This window comes from Dolichospermum circinale AWQC131C, from assembly GCF_000426905.1.
Classification (GTDB): Bacteria; Cyanobacteriota; Cyanobacteriia; order Cyanobacteriales; family Nostocaceae; genus Dolichospermum; species Dolichospermum circinale.
This window is the reverse complement of the sequence record NZ_KE384594.1, coordinates 52,983-73,012: the sequence shown is the minus strand read 5'-3', so window position 1 is coordinate 73,012 and position 20,030 is coordinate 52,983. Positions and strand designations below refer to the sequence as shown.

9 protein-coding genes are annotated in these 20,030 nt (G+C 35.7%); 7 read left to right on the top strand and 2 right to left on the bottom strand.

Annotation, left to right across the window (positions count from 1 at the left end; genetic code table 11):
• Window positions 1–10: 10 nt before the first annotated feature.
• Window positions 11–1,222, bottom strand: coding sequence for an ABC exporter membrane fusion protein (locus ACIR131C_RS0104400; RefSeq protein WP_028089218.1), 1,212 nt, complete (start codon window positions 1,220–1,222; stop codon window positions 11–13).
• 1,618 nt (window positions 1,223–2,840) lie between these two features.
• Here ACIR131C_RS0104400 and ACIR131C_RS0104395 point away from each other — a divergent pair.
• The 7 genes from ACIR131C_RS0104395 to ACIR131C_RS0104365 all read left to right on the top strand — a co-directional run bounded on the left by ACIR131C_RS0104395 (window position 2,841) and on the right by ACIR131C_RS0104365 (window position 19,146).
• Window positions 2,841–8,225: a type I polyketide synthase gene (locus ACIR131C_RS0104395; protein WP_155963012.1), complete on the top strand. Its 5,385-nt coding sequence runs from the start codon at window positions 2,841–2,843 to the stop codon at window positions 8,223–8,225.
• A 101-nt stretch (window positions 8,226–8,326) separates the two neighbouring features.
• Window positions 8,327–10,057, top strand: coding sequence for an SDR family NAD(P)-dependent oxidoreductase (locus tag ACIR131C_RS0104390; protein WP_028089216.1), 1,731 nt, complete (start codon window positions 8,327–8,329; stop codon window positions 10,055–10,057).
• 157 nt (window positions 10,058–10,214) lie between these two features.
• The gene (locus ACIR131C_RS0104385) at window positions 10,215–11,567 is read left to right on the top strand and encodes a beta-ketoacyl [acyl carrier protein] synthase domain-containing protein (protein ID WP_028089215.1); all 1,353 of its coding nucleotides are present in this window, start codon (window positions 10,215–10,217) and stop codon (window positions 11,565–11,567) included.
• Window positions 11,568–11,571: 4 nt separating this feature from the next.
• Complete coding sequence (locus ACIR131C_RS0104380; protein ID WP_028089214.1) at window positions 11,572–14,886, top strand: PfaB family protein; 3,315 nt, start codon at window positions 11,572–11,574, stop codon at window positions 14,884–14,886.
• A 222-nt stretch (window positions 14,887–15,108) separates the two neighbouring features.
• The gene (locus tag ACIR131C_RS0104375; protein ID WP_028089213.1) at window positions 15,109–16,779 is read left to right on the top strand and encodes a PfaD family polyunsaturated fatty acid/polyketide biosynthesis protein; all 1,671 of its coding nucleotides are present in this window, start codon (window positions 15,109–15,111) and stop codon (window positions 16,777–16,779) included.
• Window positions 16,780–16,781: 2 nt separating this feature from the next.
• Window positions 16,782–18,296 carry a thioester reductase domain-containing protein gene (locus ACIR131C_RS0104370; protein WP_028089212.1) on the top strand — a complete coding sequence of 505 codons (1,515 nt, stop codon included), beginning with the start codon at window positions 16,782–16,784 and terminating at the stop codon, window positions 18,294–18,296.
• Between the two features lie 58 nt (window positions 18,297–18,354).
• Window positions 18,355–19,146: an SDR family NAD(P)-dependent oxidoreductase gene (locus tag ACIR131C_RS0104365; protein ID WP_028089211.1), complete on the top strand. Its 792-nt coding sequence runs from the start codon at window positions 18,355–18,357 to the stop codon at window positions 19,144–19,146.
• Between the two features lie 135 nt (window positions 19,147–19,281).
• Here the strand turns inward: ACIR131C_RS0104365 and ACIR131C_RS0104360 are convergent, their stop codons facing one another.
• Window positions 19,282–19,764 (bottom strand): hypothetical protein, encoded by a 483-nt coding sequence (locus ACIR131C_RS0104360; protein ID WP_028089210.1) that lies wholly within the window; start codon window positions 19,762–19,764, stop codon window positions 19,282–19,284.
• Between the last annotated feature and the right edge of the window lie 266 nt (window positions 19,765–20,030).

Here is a 20,030-nt window from a genome sequence, read left to right as displayed (position 1 = left end):
TAATTAATAACTAAATTTGGATAGCAACGTCAACTTGTAAGTTAGTTAAGCGAGATATCTTTTGACTATCTGCGGGATTATCAATAGATATTTTGACCTCAATTACTCTCCGGTCTGCGTCAGAATTGGGATTAATACTAAAGATACCTTGTTGATTAACTTGCCAGCCAATTTCTCGTACAGTTCCTTGTAATGCACCAGGAAATGTAGTGCTAGTGATCTTAGCTTTTTGACCAACTCGAATATTTTGAATATCCGTTTGATAGACTTCTGCTAAGACTTGCATTTGTGATGTATTACCAATTTCTGCAAAGCCAGCAGTAGAAATTATTTCTCCATTTCTAGCATTAGTTCGTAAAATTGTCCCATCTATAGTGGAAGAAATGTAAGTTAAATCATGATCGGCTTTCGCTTGTTTAATTGCTGTTTCTGCACTTTTAACTTCACTTTCTGCTAATTCTACATCTACAGGCCTAACTTCTTTAATGCTATTAAGTTTAGATTTTGCTTCTTTGAGTTGATCTTCAAGTGTATTTTCAGTTCTTTTAAGAGTAGCTTGAGCCTCTTTTAGCTGCTGTTGTGTAGTTTTTAGGGTTAAATTTTTACTATCAACAATGGAAGCAGAAATAGCACCATCTTTAAATAATTGCTGATAGCGATTACTCTCTTTTTGAGCATTTTCAACTTCAGCACGAATGCGATTAATTGTTGCTACTTGCGCGGCAATATCTCCTTGTAATTGGGAATTTAACCGAGTAATTGTGGCTTTTTGAGCATTAATATCTCCAGTTTTTGCTCCAGCTTTTACCTGTGCTAGTTTAGCTCTAGCAATTAACAATTTATCAAATGCTTGTTGTATGGCTGCTTGGGAACGAGCATAGTTTTCTAGATAAGCTAATACTTGTCCTTTTTTTACATTATCCCCTTCCTTAATCAACAGTTTTTCTACTCTGACACCATTGATAGAATTAGGGGCAGATAAATAAGTAATTTTATCTTTTGGTTGTAACCTTCCTAATGCAGTTACAGCAATTTTAATAGGAGTAGGTTGAGATTTACTAGTTGTTGTCACCGCAGGAGATAGAATCTGAGAATTGATCTTCAATTGATAGAAAATGTATAAAGATACTAACCCCGTAGCTAAAGTTAGAGAAGTTGCCAAAATTATTTTCCACTTTAGCGCAGTCAATTTGAATAATTGGTTTTGTTTATTTAGTGCCATATTTTTATTCCCATGGTGTTATTTCAGAAAATACTCGTAATGGTTATAGACTTATCCTCTGTTGCCTTTATAGAGGCGATATGTCTAATTATTTATGTATGAATTGTTGTCAGCATTTCTCGCTGTTATAAATACCCAAATTAACCTAGAATCAAGGTAGATTTTACTGCAAATAATTGATGATTAATGCCACGTTATGCTATCAATTTTATCTTGGATGGGCATTTAATTAAGTAACCTAAAATACGATAGTCCTGATCAGAAATAAAAATCTTCAATTCCTAAGCATTAATGATGCTCATAACTTAGAGAAATGAATAAACTTACCTGCAAGTATCCCAAATAAATTTGATATTGTCAACTAAATTTATTTGTTTTCATCAAAATCTTTGATTAATCATAAATTAATATAAAAATTTGTATTTATTTTAGCAAACTTTACTAAATATGTGCAGAATTTTCCTATTTAATGCGAGAACTTATTGATCTGGTATTGTTATCAATTATTGACATGATCAAAGACAAAAATTAATCTTTGGTTTATAAATAACCAATTGTCTATAAAAGGTGAGTTATCTTATAAATTCATCAAAAATTAGAGCTTAATTATGATAGTTTGCTCAAAAAAACCCGGATATGTTCAAATATTTCCCTTGTATATTTATGGATTAGTTACTTATGAAACAATTTAGATATAGTTCTTGAATTATCAAGAAAACATTGATGTTAAAACCGTAATTACCAAGAATATGTTATCAAAAGTGCGGTTTTTAATTATACTCAAGTAATTAATTTGTATGTAAAAGGAGGTAAATTAATAAATATTTTTCTCCAAAAATTAGCAAAAATGAACTATTCATTTTTCCTAAACTATGTTAGTCTTTTTATTAATTCAACATTTATAGATGAAAAATAAATTGTTGATTTGATGTCAAGAAACAGAATAAATACTAAAATTCATTCAGTTTTTTAGAGCAGAATTACCTAAAGAAACAAAACCTATTCCTTAATAAATCGGGGTTTTGTATTTCTCCAAGTTACAAACTGCTAGATTCTTAAAAAACTGTTTAAGTATTTTTTCACTATTTAGAGAATTTGCCACAGAGTGCTGATTATTTTTGTAACGATCTTGGCAGCTTTTATGAGTCTAATCATCTAAAATAGGTTATCCTGGACTTTAAAAACTGGTCAAGGCATTTATCAATATACAGAATGTGATTATCAACTGGGTAAAACATTCAATGATTAAGAAATAGAAGCCCTTCTGTTTTCATACCTGTAATTTAAGGAGTCAGCATAGCATTCAGGTCTCATACTTCTGGTAAGAAATCATAATTTATTCACAGGATTAAATAAAGAAGTCGGGGATTTTCTATCTTCACTTTCTCAATATCAAAAATCCAGTATTGTCTAGTATTTATTCATGAACAAAAGGTTCTAAAACTGGTTCAAAAATTCAACAGTCGCAAAAAAATGGCGTATATATTCTGTAGTATGAATCTCAAGTTAAGCCTTTAAACTTACCTGGGATAAATGCACTAATATAGATAGAATAAATACCTGTTAATAGCGTATTGTGCTGCACAATTTACGGTACTCAAGATTAGTCTATGCCATGATGTCTTACCCACCAAAAAAGATAGACACAATAAATACTTCCTTGACGGAATTAGAAGCCCAAATTAATAGTTGTGAACAGGCTTTACTTAGATTTATAAAGGAAAAAGGAATGAACATGAATAACGGCACATTATCAGAAAATTCCATGTCAAATAAAGACATTAACAGAAAACTACAAGCAAATCCAATAGCTATTATTGGTATGGCTTCTTTAATGCCTCAAGCGAGAAATTTAAGAGATTACTGGCAAAATATTGTTAATAAAGCTGACTGTATCACTGATGTTCCTTCAAGTCATTGGAGTGTGGAAGATTACTATGATCCTAATCCAAGAACACCAGAAGATAAAACCTATTGTAAACGTGGTGGTTTCATTCCCGAAGTTGATTTTAACCCCATGGAATTTGGCATTCCCCCCAGCATTTTAGAAGTTACAGATGTTTCTCAACTATTAAGTTTAGTAGTTGCAAAAGAAGCAATGGAAGATGCAGGTTATGGTGATTCTCGTGAATTTAACCGCGAGAATATTGGAGTTATTTTAGGTGTAGCAATGGGCAAACAATTAGCAATGCCCTTAGCTGCTAGATTAGAATATCCAATTTGGGAAAAAGTTCTCAAAAGCAGTGGTTTATCTGACGAAGATACTAAGAAAATCGTTGATAAAATCAAATCTGCTTATGTCAAATGGGATGAAAACGCTTTCCCTGGAATGTTAGCAAATGTTGTGGCTGGAAGAATTGCTAACCGATTTAATTTTGGCGGTACAAATTGTGTAGTTGATGCTGCTTGTGCTAGTTCTTTCGGGGCATTAAAAATGGCCATTAGTGAATTAGTTGAACATCGTAGCGATATGATGTTAACTGGTGGAGTAGACACCGATAATACCATCATGGCCTACATTTCTTTTAGCAAAACTCCGGCTGTTAGTCCTAGCGATAATGTTAAACCATTTGATGCTAAATCTGACGGAATGATGTTAGGTGAAGGTATTGGCATGATTCTCTTAAAACGCTTAGAAGATGCCCAAAAAGATGGCGATAAAATCTATGCGGTAATTAAGGGAATTGGTACTTCTAGCGATGGTCGCTACAAGAGTATTTATGCCCCTAGAAAAGAAGGACAAGTTAAGGCTTTAGAACGGGCTTATGATGATGCTGGTTTTTCTCCAGCAACGGTGGGTTTAATGGAAGCCCATGGTACGGGAACAATGGCTGGAGATCCTACGGAATTTGGTTCTTTAAAAGATTATTTTGGGAAGCATGATACCCAAAAACAACACATTGCTTTAGGAAGTGTAAAATCGCAAATTGGACATACAAAAGCCGCCGCAGGTGCAGCTAGTTTAATTAAAACTGCCCTAGCATTGCATCACAAAATATTACCAGCGACCATCAATATTAATGAACCAAATCCGAAATTAGATATTGAAAATTCCTCCTTTTATCTAAATACTCAAACTAGACCCTGGATCAAGGCAGAAGGTGAAACTCCCAGACGTGCAGGGGTGAGTTCTTTCGGTTTTGGTGGCACAAATTATCATGTTGTTTTAGAGGAGTATGAACCAGAACAACGAAATGCCTATCGTTTACATCATACCTCTAGTGAAATGCTATTATTTGGTGCTAGTCAAGCTGAATTAATTAGTAAGTTAGAGGCAACTTTTAATAATTTGCAAGCTAATGATGGAGAAAGATATTATTCTCAATTATTGCAAGAGTGTCAATCGCTAACTATTCCCAAAACAGCGGTAAGAATTGGGTTTATAGCCGAGAATTTACAAGAAGCTTGTAAGTTGCTGCAAATTAGTATTGAGTTACTAAAAAATAAGCCTGACGCAACATCTTGGGAACATCCTCAAGGTATTTATTACCGTTCCTCTGGTATGGAATTGGCTGGAAAAGTTGTCGCTTTATTCTCTGGACAAGGTTCTCAATATTTAGAAATGGGAAGAGAAGCGGTAATGAATTTCCCCAGCTTGCGGCAGTTATATGGCAAGATGGATAATTTGTTAAAACAAAGTAATTTGCAACCGATTTCTGAAGTTGTTTTTCCTCATTCTACCTTTGATGAAACTGAGAAAAAAGCGCAAATTGCAGCTTTACAAAGAACCGAATATGCCCAACCTGCCATTGGTGTATTTAGTGCCGGGTTGTATGGAATTTTGCAGCAAGCTGGCTTTAAAGCAGATTTCACCGCAGGCCATAGTTTTGGTGAATTAACGGCTTTGTGGGCTGCTGGAGTATTGAGTGAGGCTGATTATTTGTTCTTGGTGAAGTCTAGAGGACAAGCCATGGCCGCACCAAAGGACCCAGATCATGACCCTGGTAGTATGTTAGCGGTGAAGGAAGATATCAGCAAAATTGAACCGCTACTGAAGCAATTTCCTAAAGTGAGTATTGCTAATTTCAATTCTCCCACCCAAATTGTTTTAGCAGGTCCAAAGTTAGAAATTGATAAAATTCATCATGCTTGCCAAAAATTGGGATATGGTGCGGTTTTATTACCTGTGTCTGCGGCTTTTCATACTCCATTAATAGCATTCGCACAAAAATCCTTTGCTATTGCTACTAAATCAGTAACTTTTAAAAATCCGCAAATTCCCGTTTTTAGTAATGTCACTGGTAAACATTATCCCCAAGATGCCACAGCAATTCAAAAGAATTTGGAAAGCCATTTGGCTAGTTCAGTGCTGTTTAAACAAGAGATTGAAAATATCTATGGTGCCGGTGGTTATTGCTTTGTAGAATTTGGACCAAAACGGGTTTTAAGTAATTTGGTGAAAGAGATATTAGGAGATCGTCCTCATATTACTATATCTCTTAATCCTAGTCCACAAAAAAATAGCGATCGCTCCTTGCGAGAAGCCGTAGTTCAGTTGCGCGTTATCGGCATGAATCTCGGCAATCTTGACCCTTATCAACTTCCTCCCGTATTACCTCCTATTGCGGCTAAAAAGACTCTTAATGTCAAATTAACTGGCATTAACTACATTTCCGATAAAACCAAAAATGCCTTTATTGAAAGCTTGCAGAATGGAGATAAAATTTCAGGAGTTCAGGAGTTTAAAAGTCCAGAAATTCCAGAATTGAAAAGTCTAGAAATTGATAATTCAGAAATTATCAAAATTCCTTCAACGAATGGACATAACGGCAACGGTAATGGACATAAAAAACAACCTGTCATGGCAACTCAGTTACAACCACAGATGAATACTGCAACTCTCATTAAAGAACCAGAGAAAAGATCCATTGCAGAATTGTTCGCACAGCAATCTAGAGATAAAATGCAAACACCAGATCAACTTGTAAATTGCCAACAAATTCTCACCAGTTTGGAACAACTTCTCAGCCAGTTTCAATATAACCAAAGCGAGAATTTAGAAGTTCACAGCACATATCTTAACCATCAAATAGAATACACCAAAACATTCTTTCAATTAATGCAGCAGCAAAATAAATTATTTGCCAATGTAAAATCTTCTGCTGAAGCTGCTCAAATTAAGCAGGTAATCATGGAAAGCTTAGAACGCAGTATGATGCAGTTTCATTCTCAACAAGGTGAAACCCTCCGCATTCATGAACAGTATTTGCGGGAACAAATAGAATATACCAAACACTTTTTCCAACTCATTCAAGAAGAATATTCTCAACTGATTTCTCAAACTCAAGAAACGGCGGCTTTTATTCCCCTATCTACCCCTGAAGAAGCACCTGTCGCTGCTAATGTTACTATTATTCCCCCCCAACCAGTACCAGTAATTGAGTCAAAAGTTGAGCCAAAGGTTGAATTAGAAATACCTATTTCAACTGTCAATAAAGTTATCGAACCTGTAATTAACGAGATAATTGAATCTGAACCTGAACCAATTGCATTAATTCCTGAAACTGTACCAGTAGTTAATAACATTAATCTAGATGATTTAGCTAACAATTTATTAACTATTACCAGCGAAAAAACAGGTTATCCTATCGAAATGTTAGAACTCGATATGGATATGGAAGCAGACTTAGGAATTGACTCTATTAAAAAAGTAGAAATTTTAGGAGGATTGCAAGAATTATATCCTAATTTGCCCAAACCAAACCTTGAAGAACTAGCCGAAAAACGCACCATTGGTCAAGTTGTCGAATATTTGCAAAAACAGAATCCATTAACAACAGAAATCCCAGCAGAATCAATTATTATTCCTCAAATTCCCACAGAGATAATAGAGGAATTAGCACCAGAAACAATTATTAGTCCCCAATTTTCAATTCCCAGTTTCCAACCTGACGAAAACAGTAACGAATATGCTGATTTAGCCCAAACTTTGTTAAACATTACCAGCGAAAAAACGGGTTATCCGGTGGAAATGTTGGAACTGGATATGGACATGGAAGCCGATTTAGGTATAGATTCCATTAAACGAGTAGAAATACTAGGGGCAATGCAGGAAGCATATCCGAATTTACCCAAACCTAATATAGAAGAACTGGGAGATTTACGGACAATTGGGCAAATCGTTAACTACCTCCAAACACTGGTGGGAGGTGAAAAAAAAAAGCCGTACACTGATGTTAACTCGGTAACTCTTAATTCCCCTTTGATCAAGGACGAAAGCGCGGGGGTAGAGTCGAATATCACAGTGGATTTAACCCCACCACCTATGGTAGATCCTCATCTTCCCCGTCGTCCAGCCCAACTCGAAACCTTACCCAGACCGGATTTTTGGGAAGCACAACTACCAGCAGGACACATTGGTTTAATTACGGACGATGGTTCTTTAACTACTACAAAATTAGTTGATGCACTGGTAGCACAAGGTTGGAAAATTGTAGTTTTGAGTTTCCCCCAATCCTTAATTCCTACACAATTACCATTACCAGCCAGTGTTACCCGCATTACATTGGCAAACATGAGTGAACAACATCTGCAATTATTATTGCAAAGTGTGATTACTAAACATGGACCAATTGGGGCATTTATTCACCTACATCCTCAATTTCAACCTGAAAAACCTGGTCATATTTCCTACCCCGAAGCAGAAAAGGCGATTCTTAAACAAGTGTTTTTAATGGCAAAACATCTGAAAGCAACTTTGAATAATGCCGCATCTTTACCAGGAAGAACCAGTTTTTGTACAGTTGCCCATCTTGATGGTGAATTTGGGTTAGGACATGAAACTAATTTCAGTGCAATTGCTGCCGGTTTATTTGGTTTAACAAAGAGTTTGCGGTGGGAATGGCCACAGGTATTTTTTAGAGCAATTGACCTAAATCCCACTTTAGATCATCAGGAATCTGCTCAATATATTGTCGCTGAATTACACGATTCTAATCGCTATATTGGCGAAGTTGGTTATGGTGATCAAGGACGAGTAACGCTAATTGCTAAGGCTGAATAATTTGTAGGGTGGGCATTGCCCACCATGAGATGATTTTTTTAACGCAGAGTCGCAGAAAGTAAGAGTTTGATATTTTGATTTGATTTTTTAGGTGAGGATTTATGACTGCAACTGTTCAAATTACTCCATCTTCTGTTTTTGTTGTTAGTGGTGGAGCAAAGGGAATCACTGCTCAATGTACTGTTAAATTAGCTCAACAAAAACGTTGTAAATTTATTCTTTTAGGTCGTTCAAAAATTACTACAGAACCAGAATATGTGCAGGATTGTTTGGAAGATTCTGCCTTGAAAAAGCGCATTATGGAAAATTTGATTTCTCAGGGTGAAAAACCAACTCCCATGATGGTACAAAAGATATTTAATCAAATTAATTCTAGTCGAGAAATTAAGAAGACATTAGCGGCTATTGCAGCTACAGGAGGAACGGCTGAATATATTAGTGTTGATGTGACTGACACTGTAAATTTGAAAGTAAAATTGCAAGAAATTTCTCAGAAAGTAGGTCAAATTACCGGAATTATTCACGGTGCCGGTAACTTAGCAGATAAATTAATTGAAAAAAAGACAGAAGATGATTTTGAGAAAGTTTATACAGCTAAAGTTCAGGGTTTAGAAAATCTGCTCAGTTGTATTAATTCCCAACAATTAGAACATTTAGTATTGTTTTCTTCCGTGAGTGGTTTTTATGGAAATATTGGTCAAACTGATTATGCTATAGCCAATGAAATTCTGAATAAATCGGCGCATTTAATCAAACAACATCACCCTAATTTTCATGTAGTCGCAATTAATTGGGGAGGTTGGGATAGTGGGATGGTGACACCACAATTAAAAAAAGCATTTGCAGAAAGAGGAATTGATATTATTCCTGTAGAAATTGGTACACAAATGTTAGTTAATGAACTACATCCAGCCTATCAAGATCATACACAAGTTGTCATTGGTAGTCCAATGTTTCTACCTCCTTCATCTTTAGATTCCCAATTGCGAATCCATCGCATTCGGCGAAAAATGACATTAGCAGAAAACCCGTTTTTGTATGATCATGTGATTGCAGGAACACCAGTTTTACCAGCTACTTGTGCTATGGCTTGGATGATCAATGCTTGTGAAGAAGTTTATCCAGGTTATCGCTATTTAAGTTGTAAAGAATTCAAAGTATTAAAAGGAATTACCTTTAACGCTAATTTAGCAGATGAATTTTTGTTAGAATTGAAAGAACTGGATAAAAAAGATGGTGAATTTATCGAATTTGAAACCACCATTACTAGTAAAAATCCCCTGGGTAAACCCCTATTTCACTTCCGTGCAATTATTAAAATAGTAGGAAAAACACCAGAACAGCCAATTTATCCAAGAGTGGATCTCATAGAAGACAATATTATTACTACCACCGGAACAGACTTTTATCAAACAAGTGATACCGCATTATTTCACGGTCCATGTTTCCAAAAAATCAACAGAGTCATCAACATCACCAGCGAAAAAATCACCACAGAATGTTATTGGGAATCAATTTCCCGTCAAAAACAAGGACAATTTCCCATTAGATGGTATAACCCTTATGCAACAGACTTAAGTACACAACCTTTATGGTTATGGTTAAATCATTTTCATCAAGAAATATGTTTACCTGGACAACTAACAGACTCCCAACAATTTGCATCAATTCCTTGCGACGCACCCTATTATGTCTCCTGTGAAATTAAAGCCAAAACAAATAGTGGTGCAACCTGTGATTTCATTATTCACGGTCGAGAAGGACAAATATACTCACAGATATTAGGAGCAAAGGCAGTAATTTGTCCACAGGAATTACTCAAACGTAAATAATTCATAACTAGTCCGTAGGTTGGGTAGAACCAAGTGAAACCCAACATTCCGAAACTAGAATTTTCTAATCACAGCGCAAGTTTTTAATCCTTGCCAATTGGGGGAATAGCGTAAATCCTTTTCAGTCACGTCTTATGCCCCAACGAGGATTTCAACAGTGGAAAAAATAGCTATCATCGGGTTATCTTGCCTATTTCCCGATGCTAATAATCCCCAAGAATTTTGGCAGAATCTTACACAAGAAAAAGATTCTACATCATCTATAACTGTAGCGGATTTGGGAATAGATCCTGCTATATTTTACGACAATAACAAAGGAACACCCGAAAAATTCTACTTCCTTAAAGGCGGTTTTATCCGCAATTTTGAATTTGATCCTAGTGAGTACAATTTACCAGCATCATTTGTTGAAAGTCTCGACAATAGTTTTAAATGGTCACTATATGCCGCTAAACAGGCAATTATTGATAGTGGTTATTTAGAAAATCAAACTGCACTTTCAAAATGTGGTGTAATTTTAGGAACTTTGGGATTTCCAACCAAAGCTTCTAATAATTTATTTGCTCCTATTTATCAGCAAAATATTGAACCTGCAATTAGTGAACTTTTGCAGAATCAGGATTTTCATTTACCAGGAACAAATAATGGCATCAAAAAATCGCCATATAATGCTATGGTTTCCGGTTTACCTGCTGCTATAGTTTCTAAAGCATTTTCTTTATCTGCAACTCATTTTTGTATAGATGCTGCTTGTTCATCATCATTTTATGCCATTAAATTAGCATCCCATTATCTGCAATCTGGCAAAGCTGATTTGATGTTAGCTGGTGCGATTAGTTGTGCAGATCCATTGTTTGTCAGAATGTTATTTTCTGGTATTCAAGGATATCCAGATAATGGCATTAGTCGTCCTCTAGATAAATCATCACGTGGGTTAATTACCTCCGAAGGCATAGGAATGGTAATGCTTAAAAGACACAGTGATGCTATTAGAGATGGTGACAATATCTTAGCCACAATTTGTGGTAATGGGTTATCTAATGATGGTAAAGGTAAACATCTTCTTAGTCCTAATTCTCAAGGTCAAACTCTAGCATATCAAAGGGCTTATTCTGAAGCTAAACTTAACCCACAAAGTATTGATTATTTAGAGTGCCATGCCACAGGTACTTTATTAGGAGATACCACCGAATTTAACTCAATTGAAAGCTTTTTTAGTCCATATAAAGCAACTCCATTAGTAGGTTCAACCAAAACAAATGTTGGTCATTTACTTGTTGCTGCCGGTATGGTAGGCATAACGAAGACAATTTTAAGTATGTCCCATGGTGTGATTCCTCCTACTATTAATGTGACCCAACCTATAGGTTCTGAAAATAATGTTATCTCTTCACAAAACATTGTCAGAACTCCTACTCAATGGCCAAGTCAAGGAACTAAAAAAGCAGCTTTAAGCGCCTTTGGTTTTGGTGGTACAAACTCTCATATCATTCTAGAAGCAGGAAAGTAAGCAGATGAATATTCAGCAACAGAAGACCGCAAAAATGGCAATTGTTGGTATGGATGCCTTTTTTGGTGAATGTCAAGAATTAGATGCCTTCGAGAGCAGTATTTATGATGGAAAACAGCATTTTATTCCCCTACCAGAATCAAGATGGCATGGTATTAATCAACAAGAAACTTTACTAGAAGCGTATGGTTTAGAAGTTGGAAAAGTACCACAAGGAGCTTATATTGATAATTTTGAAGTTGATACTTTCGCTTACAAAATTCCTCCCAATGAGGTGGAAAAGATCAACCCTCAACAACTGTTATTATTAAGAGTTGCTGACCGCGCTCTCAAAGATGCGAATATTTCACCTAATAGTAATGTAGCCGTGATTATTGCAGCAGATACAGAATTATCTGTTCACCAATTACAGCAAAGATGGAATTCATCCTGGCAAATTAAAGATGGTTTAAATGGCGCAGAAATCGCTTTATCACCAGAAAAAATTCAGCAATTAGAAAGTATTGTTCAAAATAGTATTCACAATCAAGTTGAACTTAGTGAATATCTCAGTTACGTTACCAATATTATGGCTAGTCGCATTTCCTCTCTATGGAATTTTTCAGGTCAATCTTTTACAATTAGTGCTGTAGAAACTGCTGCTTTTAAAGCTTTAGAATTAGCGCAAATGCTGCTAGATACTAATGAAGTAGATGCTGTAATTGTGGGTGCTGTTGACTTAGCTGGTGGGGTAGAAAACGTCTTATTGCGAAGTCAATTTGGCAAAGTTAATACAGGAGTCAATACTTTAAGTTTTGACGAAAAAGCCGACGGTTGGAATGTGGGAGAAGGTGCGGGTGCGGTAGTTCTTAAACGTCATGATGTCGCATTGCAAAATCAGGAACGCATCTATGCAGTTATTGATGCTGTTAGTATTGGTCAATCTGCATCTATGGCTATAAATGATACCACCATTACTCAAGTCTGCAAACAAGCGTTTCAACAAGCAGGTATCCAACCTCAAGAAGTCAACTATTTAGAAGTCTGCGCTAGTGGTATTCCTGCCGAAGACGAGGCCGAAATTAATGGTATTCTCCAAGCTTATCCTTCCGTTGGAGATGGTTTACACTGCGCTATAGGTAGCGTTAAATCTAATATTGGTCATACCTTCGTTGCCTCTGGAATTGCCAGTTTAATTAAAACTGCACTGAGTTTGTATTATAAATATATACCTGCAACCCCCAACTGGTCTGGAGTGAAAACACCGCAAGTATGGGAAGGTAGTCCTTTCTATGTTGCTACCGAGTCCCGACCCTGGTTTTTACAAAAAGAAGTCAAATGCAGAATTTCCGCTATTAATAGTATTGGTTGTGATGGTTCTTTTGCTCATGTAATTATCTCAGAAGAAACCAATCAACCAGAACCCCAAAATCGTTATTTAGAGTCAAAATCTTTTCATCTTTTCCCCCTCGTTGCTAATGATCAATCTAGCTTATTAGCAGCATTAGATCATCTACAGGCAACAATTGAAAATACAGAGGATCTCAAAAATACAGCTACTCAGAATTTTCTTAAATTTCAGCAGGATTCTGATACAAAATACACATTATCAATTACTGGACGTAACCAAAAAGAATTAATTAAAGAAATTAATTCTGCCAAAAGAGGTGTAACGAACGCCTTTGAAAATGGCAAAGATTGGCAAACTCCCATAGGTAGTTATTTCACACCCAAACCATTAGGTAAAACTGGTGAAATTGCCTTTATTTACCCCGCAGCAGTTAACTCTTATTTAGGTATTGGTCGGACATTATTCCGACTATTTCCTAAAGCTTTTGATGATGTAATTGTCAAAAGTCTTTACAAACGCGCCGCTGATGTAGAAAAATTAGTATTTCCCAGAAGTTTAGGTAAATTATCTACCAGAGAATTAGAAACATTAGAAAAAAAATTGTTAGCTGATTCTCTGGCTATGTTTGAAGCAGAAATGCTATTTACCAGACTTATGACCACAATTATTAGCGACGACTTTCAAATTAAACCCAAATATATCTTTGGTTATAGTTTGGGAGAAACCAGTATGATGGTTGCTCAAGGAGTTTGGAGTAACTTCTATCAAGGAAGTAATACCTTTAATTCTTCCAACTTATTTGGTGATAGATTATCAGGTTCTAAAAATGCTGTTTGTGAGTATTGGGGACTACCAAAAAATTCTAATAATTCCCATAATAATTTGTGGAGTAACTATGTGCTGATAGCCAGTCCTGCACAGGTAAGAGAATGTTTAAAAAGTGAAGCTCGTGTTTATTTAACCCAGATTAATACATCAGAAGAAGTATTAATTGCCGGTGAACCAGCAGCTTGTGAACGAGTGATTAAAAAACTGGGTTGTAATGCCTTTCCTGCACCATTTGATCACGTAATTCATTGTCAAGCCATGCAGTCAGAATACCCAGAATTAGTTAGACTCAATAACTTACCAGCACAACAAATTCCTGGAGTTACATTTTATTCTGCTGCTAAATATCAACCCATTTCCCTAGAAAGTGAATCAATTGCTCATCATATTGCTACAGGTTTATGTCAGGAATTAGACTTTCCCCGTCTCGTTAATCGTGTTTATGCAGACGGAGCAAAAATCTTTATTGAAGCTGGTGCTGGTGGTATTTGTTCACGTTGGATAAGTAAAAATCTTGGTAATCAAGAACATATTACCGTATCCCTAAACCGACGTGGTACAGATGATCATAGTTCCCTAATTAAAGCCTTAGCTAAACTATTAAGTCATCAAGTAAAATTAAATCTAGCTCCTTTATATGACTTATCCTCAGAGAATAATAAACAGAATAAATTAACACTGAGGAAAGTTACATTAGGTGGTAATTCCATGACTTCTGCAATTTTGAATGCAGAAAATAGCCAAATTTTTGCTAATAACCAAAAGCAAAAAATTTCTCCTCATCAAGAGTATAAAATCATCAATTCCCTACAGACAGCGGAGAAAATAGCACCCACAGAGATTTACCCTAAACCTAAACACAAACCAGAAAAAAAATCCATGAAAACTATCATGGAGAACGGTTTAGAATTGTCAAAGAAACTAAAATTCTTTGAGTCAACAAAAATCTTAAAGCCAAACATAAACCAAGAACCTACTGAAAAAATTAGCATGAATGATTTAAAGATTTCTCAGTATCAAGCCCTGAGTAATAACACCGCCAAATTAACTAAAACGCACACAAGTTTCTTAGCAGCTAGACAAGATTTTAGTCAGCAAATGAGCGAAATTATCCAATTACAATTAGCTTGCGCTCAAAACCTACTCAACGAAGAGAAATAATCCACTTAGTGTTAAGTGTAAAGCTCTTTTTTTAACAAACCACAGAGGCACAGAGGACACAGAGGGAATAAAAAAATGCTTAACTGAACTGTATTCAGAAATAGCCTGAAAATTACACCTAGAGGTAAAAAGATTAATGCTCTTTCTCTGTGCCTCTGCGTCTCTGCGTGAACTAAATTCTTCATTTCAAATCCTTTGCTTATAAATTGAGGAACAACTACCGTGAAAACAATCGAGACGGTACGAAATCAACATGATAATGGACTTGGTTTTTTCGGCTGGAATCATCATCAAAACCAAATTTGGAAAGGTTCATTAGATTGTGTTAGCTTTGAAAAAAATGCCATCAAAGATAAACTATTAACATTAGATCAACCTTGTCATATTATCAAAATAGCAGGGAGAATTGGTGTTACTAATGATGGTTATTTAGCACCTAATGATAATGGTTCATCTGGACAACCTGAACTTTTAATCTCACTGCCACCTCTACGTTTACAACAACTTGGTGATTCCAGTTTTCTTACTGCTTATGGTGTAAAATATGCCTATATGACAGGAGCAATGGCTGGTGGTATTGCTTCTGAAAAGATGGTAATTGCATTAGGAAAAGAGAAGATTTTAAGCTCTTTTGGTGCCGGTGGCTTACTTCCAGAACGTTTAGAATCTGCCATTAATTCTATTCAACAAGCCTTACCAAATGGACCCTATGCTTTCAATTTAATTCACAGTCCCAATGAACTAGCTATTGAGCGTCGCGCTGTAGATTTATATCTAAAATATGGTGTCAGAACGGTAGAAGCATCTGCATTTTTAGACTTAACTCCTAATATTGTTTATTATCGAGTTGCTGGATTAAGATTGAATGCAGCCAATCAAATTGATATTAGAAATAAGGTCATTGCTAAAATTTCCCGTCGAGAAGTTGCAACTAAATTTTTGCAACCAGCACCCGCGAGAATTATCAAAGAATTACTTCAGCAAGGATTAATTACCGAACTACAGGCAAATTTGGCCAGCCAAGTACCAATGGCTGATGATATTACCGTTGAAGCTGATTCTGGAGGTCACACTGATAATCGTCCTTTAGTATGTTTATTACCTTCAATTATTGCGCTCAGAGATGAAATTCAAGGGCAATATAATTACTCAGTTCCTATTAGAATTGGAGTCGCTGGAGGCATTGGCACACCAGAATCAGCATTAGCTGGTTTTATCATGGGTGCGGCTTATATAGTGACTGGTTCAATTAATCAATCTTGTGTTGAATCTGGTGCTTGTGAACATACTAAAAAGTTATTAGCACAAGCAGAAATGGCAGATATGATCATGGCTCCCGCAGCCGATATGTTTGAAATGGGAGTGAAATTACAAGTTCTCAAACGGGGGACAATGTTCCCCATGCGAGCGCAAAAACTTTATGAGTTATATCGCAATTATGACTCTATTGAACATATTCCCAAAGCCGAAAAAGAAAAGTTAGAAAAACAAATTTTTCGTAAAAGTATCGCCGAAGTTTGGGAAGGTACAGCCGCTTATTTATCCCAAAAAAATCCTGAAAAATTGGGTAAAGCTGTTAATAATCCTAAACTGAAAATGGCCTTAATTTTTAGATGGTATTTAGGGTTATCTTCCCGCTGGTCTAGCACTGGGGAAAAAGGTCGAGAAGTTGATTATCAAATTTGGTGCGGACCAGCTATGGGTGGCTTTAATGACTGGGTGCGTGGTTCATATTTATCAGAACCTAATCAACGTCATGTTGTTGATGTTGCTAACCAAATCATGAAGGGAACTGGATTTTTATATCGTACCCACAGTTTAAAAATTCAGGGTTTGCAAATGCCTCCTTATTACAGTCAATATCAACCAATTTCCTCTACATTGGAGAAGTAAAAATGAATTTAAAACAGTCTTATACTGCTGAAAGTATTCAAACATTTCTAGTTTCCAATCTTGCGGAAGTTATTGGAGTTCCAACCGCAGAAATTGATGTTCACGAAAACTTAGAAAATTATGGTTTAGATTCTGCTCAAGCCATGATTATTATTAGTAAATTAGAAGAATTACTAGGTTTTAAACCCTCTCCGGTTCTCCTTTGGCATTATCCCAACATTGCTGCCCTTTCTCAGCGTTTATCAGAGGAATCAAGTGATGATTCTCCAGGAAAAGATGCAGCTTCAGGTACAAATTCTGCTGTTAATTTTGCTCCCCCTTTCCTAGATTTAGCTGCGGAAGCTGTTCTAGACCCCAGCATTCAACCCGTAGGTAATACGGTTTTTGTTTCTCACCCCAAAAATATCTTTTTAACCGGAGGAACAGGTTATTTAGGTGCTTTCCTTATCAAGGAATTACTAGAAGTTAGTGAAGCAATTCTTTATTGTTTAGTGCGTGCTAGTAATCTGGAAGAGGGGAAAAGCAAACTAGAAAATAATTTGCAACAATATGGAATTTGGCAAGATAAATATAGTCACCGCATTATCCCCATTATTGGTGATTTATCACAGCCACATTTGGGTATTGACCCAGAACAATTTCAACATCTAGCTGCTAATATAGATACTATTTATCATAGTGCAGCTTTACTGAATTATGTTTATCCTTACTCGGCACTAAAAACAGCGAATGTTTTGGGTACACAGGAAGTTTTACGTTTAGCTTGTCAAACCAAAGTTAAGCCATTTCATTATGTTTCTAGTGTTGCTGTTTTTGAGTCTAGTGCTTATGCTGGTAAGATAGTTAAAGAAGAAGATAATTTTGATGATTGGGAAGGTATTTTTCTCGGTTATTCCCAAACTAAATGGGTGGCAGAAAAGTTAGTAAAAATTGCTGGTAGTCGAGGATTACCTATTACTATTCACAGACCTCCTTTAATTTCTGGGGATAGCAAAACCGGAATTTGTAATACCCATGATTTCATCAATTTAATGATTAAAGGTTGTCTGCAAATGGGTTCTTTCCCCGATGTAGATTATATGTTAGATATGTCTCCTGTTGATTATGTCAGCAAATCTGTTGTTTATCTTTCTCGACAAGAAACATCTGTAGGTAAAGCTTTCCATTTACAACATCCTCAACCCGCTTCTTTAATATCTTTAGTTGATTGGGTGCGTTCTTTTGGTTTTTCATTAAAGATGATTCCATACCAAGAATGGCAAGCAGAATTAATTAATAATGTCACCTCTCCAGACAATCCTTTATATACTTTGCGGCCATTTTTGTTAGAACGTTGGTCAGATGAACAAATCACTATTCCCGATTTGTATTTACAAGCTAGAAGACCAATTATTAGTTGTGAAAAAACTCTAGAAGCATTAAAAGGCAGTTCTATTGTTTGTCCTCCTATTGATTCTCAATTGTTGATGACTTACACATCTTACCTAGTGCAAACTGGCTTTTTAAGTCTTGTCTAATTCCCTTGGCACAGTTGAACTGTGCCTATTTTATTAATGCCAATTCACTTTTTTAAAAATGAACATAAAATGTCGGGAAACTGTTTTAATTACTGGTTCAGCTAGTGGTATTGGCTATCAGTTAGCCCGGATTTTTGCTCATGAAAATTACAATCTTGTATTAGTAGATAGGTTAGGAGAAAAACTGCAAATAATAGCTGTTGAACTGGCAGAGGAGTTTGGGATTTTTGTTAAACCCATTACCAAAGATTTATCTATATCCACATCTCCCGAAGAAATTTTTACAGAATTACAACAAGTTGGTATTAAAGTTGATATCTTAGTCAATAATGCAGGTTTTGGTAATCATGGATTATTTTATGAAACCAATCTCAATACTGAACTAGAAATGTTGCAGGTAAATTTGGTTTGTCTTACCCATTTAACCAAATTATTTCTTAGAGAAATGGTTAAACAACGTCATGGTAAAATTCTTAATGTTGCTTCTGCTGCTGCATTTCAACCAGGTCCGTTAATGGCGGTTTATTTTGCCACAAAAGCTTATGTTTTATCTTTTTCAGAAGCTATTGCTAATGAGTTAGAAGGTACAGGTATAACTGTAACTGTTCTTTGTCCAGGTTCAACTGCATCTGCATTTCATGAAAGAACAGGAATGGCAGATTCTAAACTACTAAAACGCAAAAAAATGATGGATGCGGAAACTGTAGCCCAAATCGGTTATGATGGTTTAATGCAGGGAAAAACAATTATTATTCCTGGTTTTGTTAATAGACTAATGGCCAAATCTATTCGCTTTATACCCAGAAAAATGGTAACAAAAATTGTCAGAAGTATGCAAGAAAATAAATAATTAAAGACAATTTAAAAGGACTAAAGACTTGATTATTGAGTAGAGGTAATTCATGAATTACCCCTACTTTATTTCTGTTTTGACTAAGTGTTATTTTCAATCCAGATCACTTTATTTAAAGTGATTTACTACTCTTTAATCACTTCCACCCCAAGTCCACACAGGATTACCTATTTTCATTCCCTGCTTGATAACCATTAAAGGATAATTATTAGGATCAAAACCGCCTGATAAATCAAGCATAAAATAAACTTTACCCTTAACAAAATGCAGCCGATAATGACTATTTCCAGCCGAAGCAAAGCATTTAGCATATTTCGGTTTTAATGTTCCTACCCATGTCGTACTAAAGCTATTACTTGTGCTGATAGAAATATTATTTGCGTACCCACTCAAATTCACAGAACCGTCGGTAGCAAAACTTCCCTCTCGATAAGCTTGGGGAATTTCCGTGACAATAACTTTATCTGGACAACTTTGTTTTTGCACGTTTTGACTATAAACTTTGAGTTCAATTTTATTTCCTCCCTTTTGTGCTTGGACACTGAAGGATGAGAATAGGGAAAGTAAAATCATACCTATTCCCATGGTTAAAGGCTGAAGTGGAATATTACGCATAAAGTTATCAAATGTGTTTGTGAGTTGATTTACGCCGTAAGATTTTTTCTGAAATTACGGTACTTTTTATATTTATCCCAAAAATATCTATTTAGGAAAATAACGATAAATTTCTTGATAGTGTAAAACTATTTCAAAAATTAATCTTTGACCATCAAAAATCATACCAAGACTACAATCATCATCAGTAATCATTTTTTGTCTCATGCAGAGGCGCAGAGTCGCAGAGAGAAATCAAGAGTGTGGTATAAATAAATGATAAATGC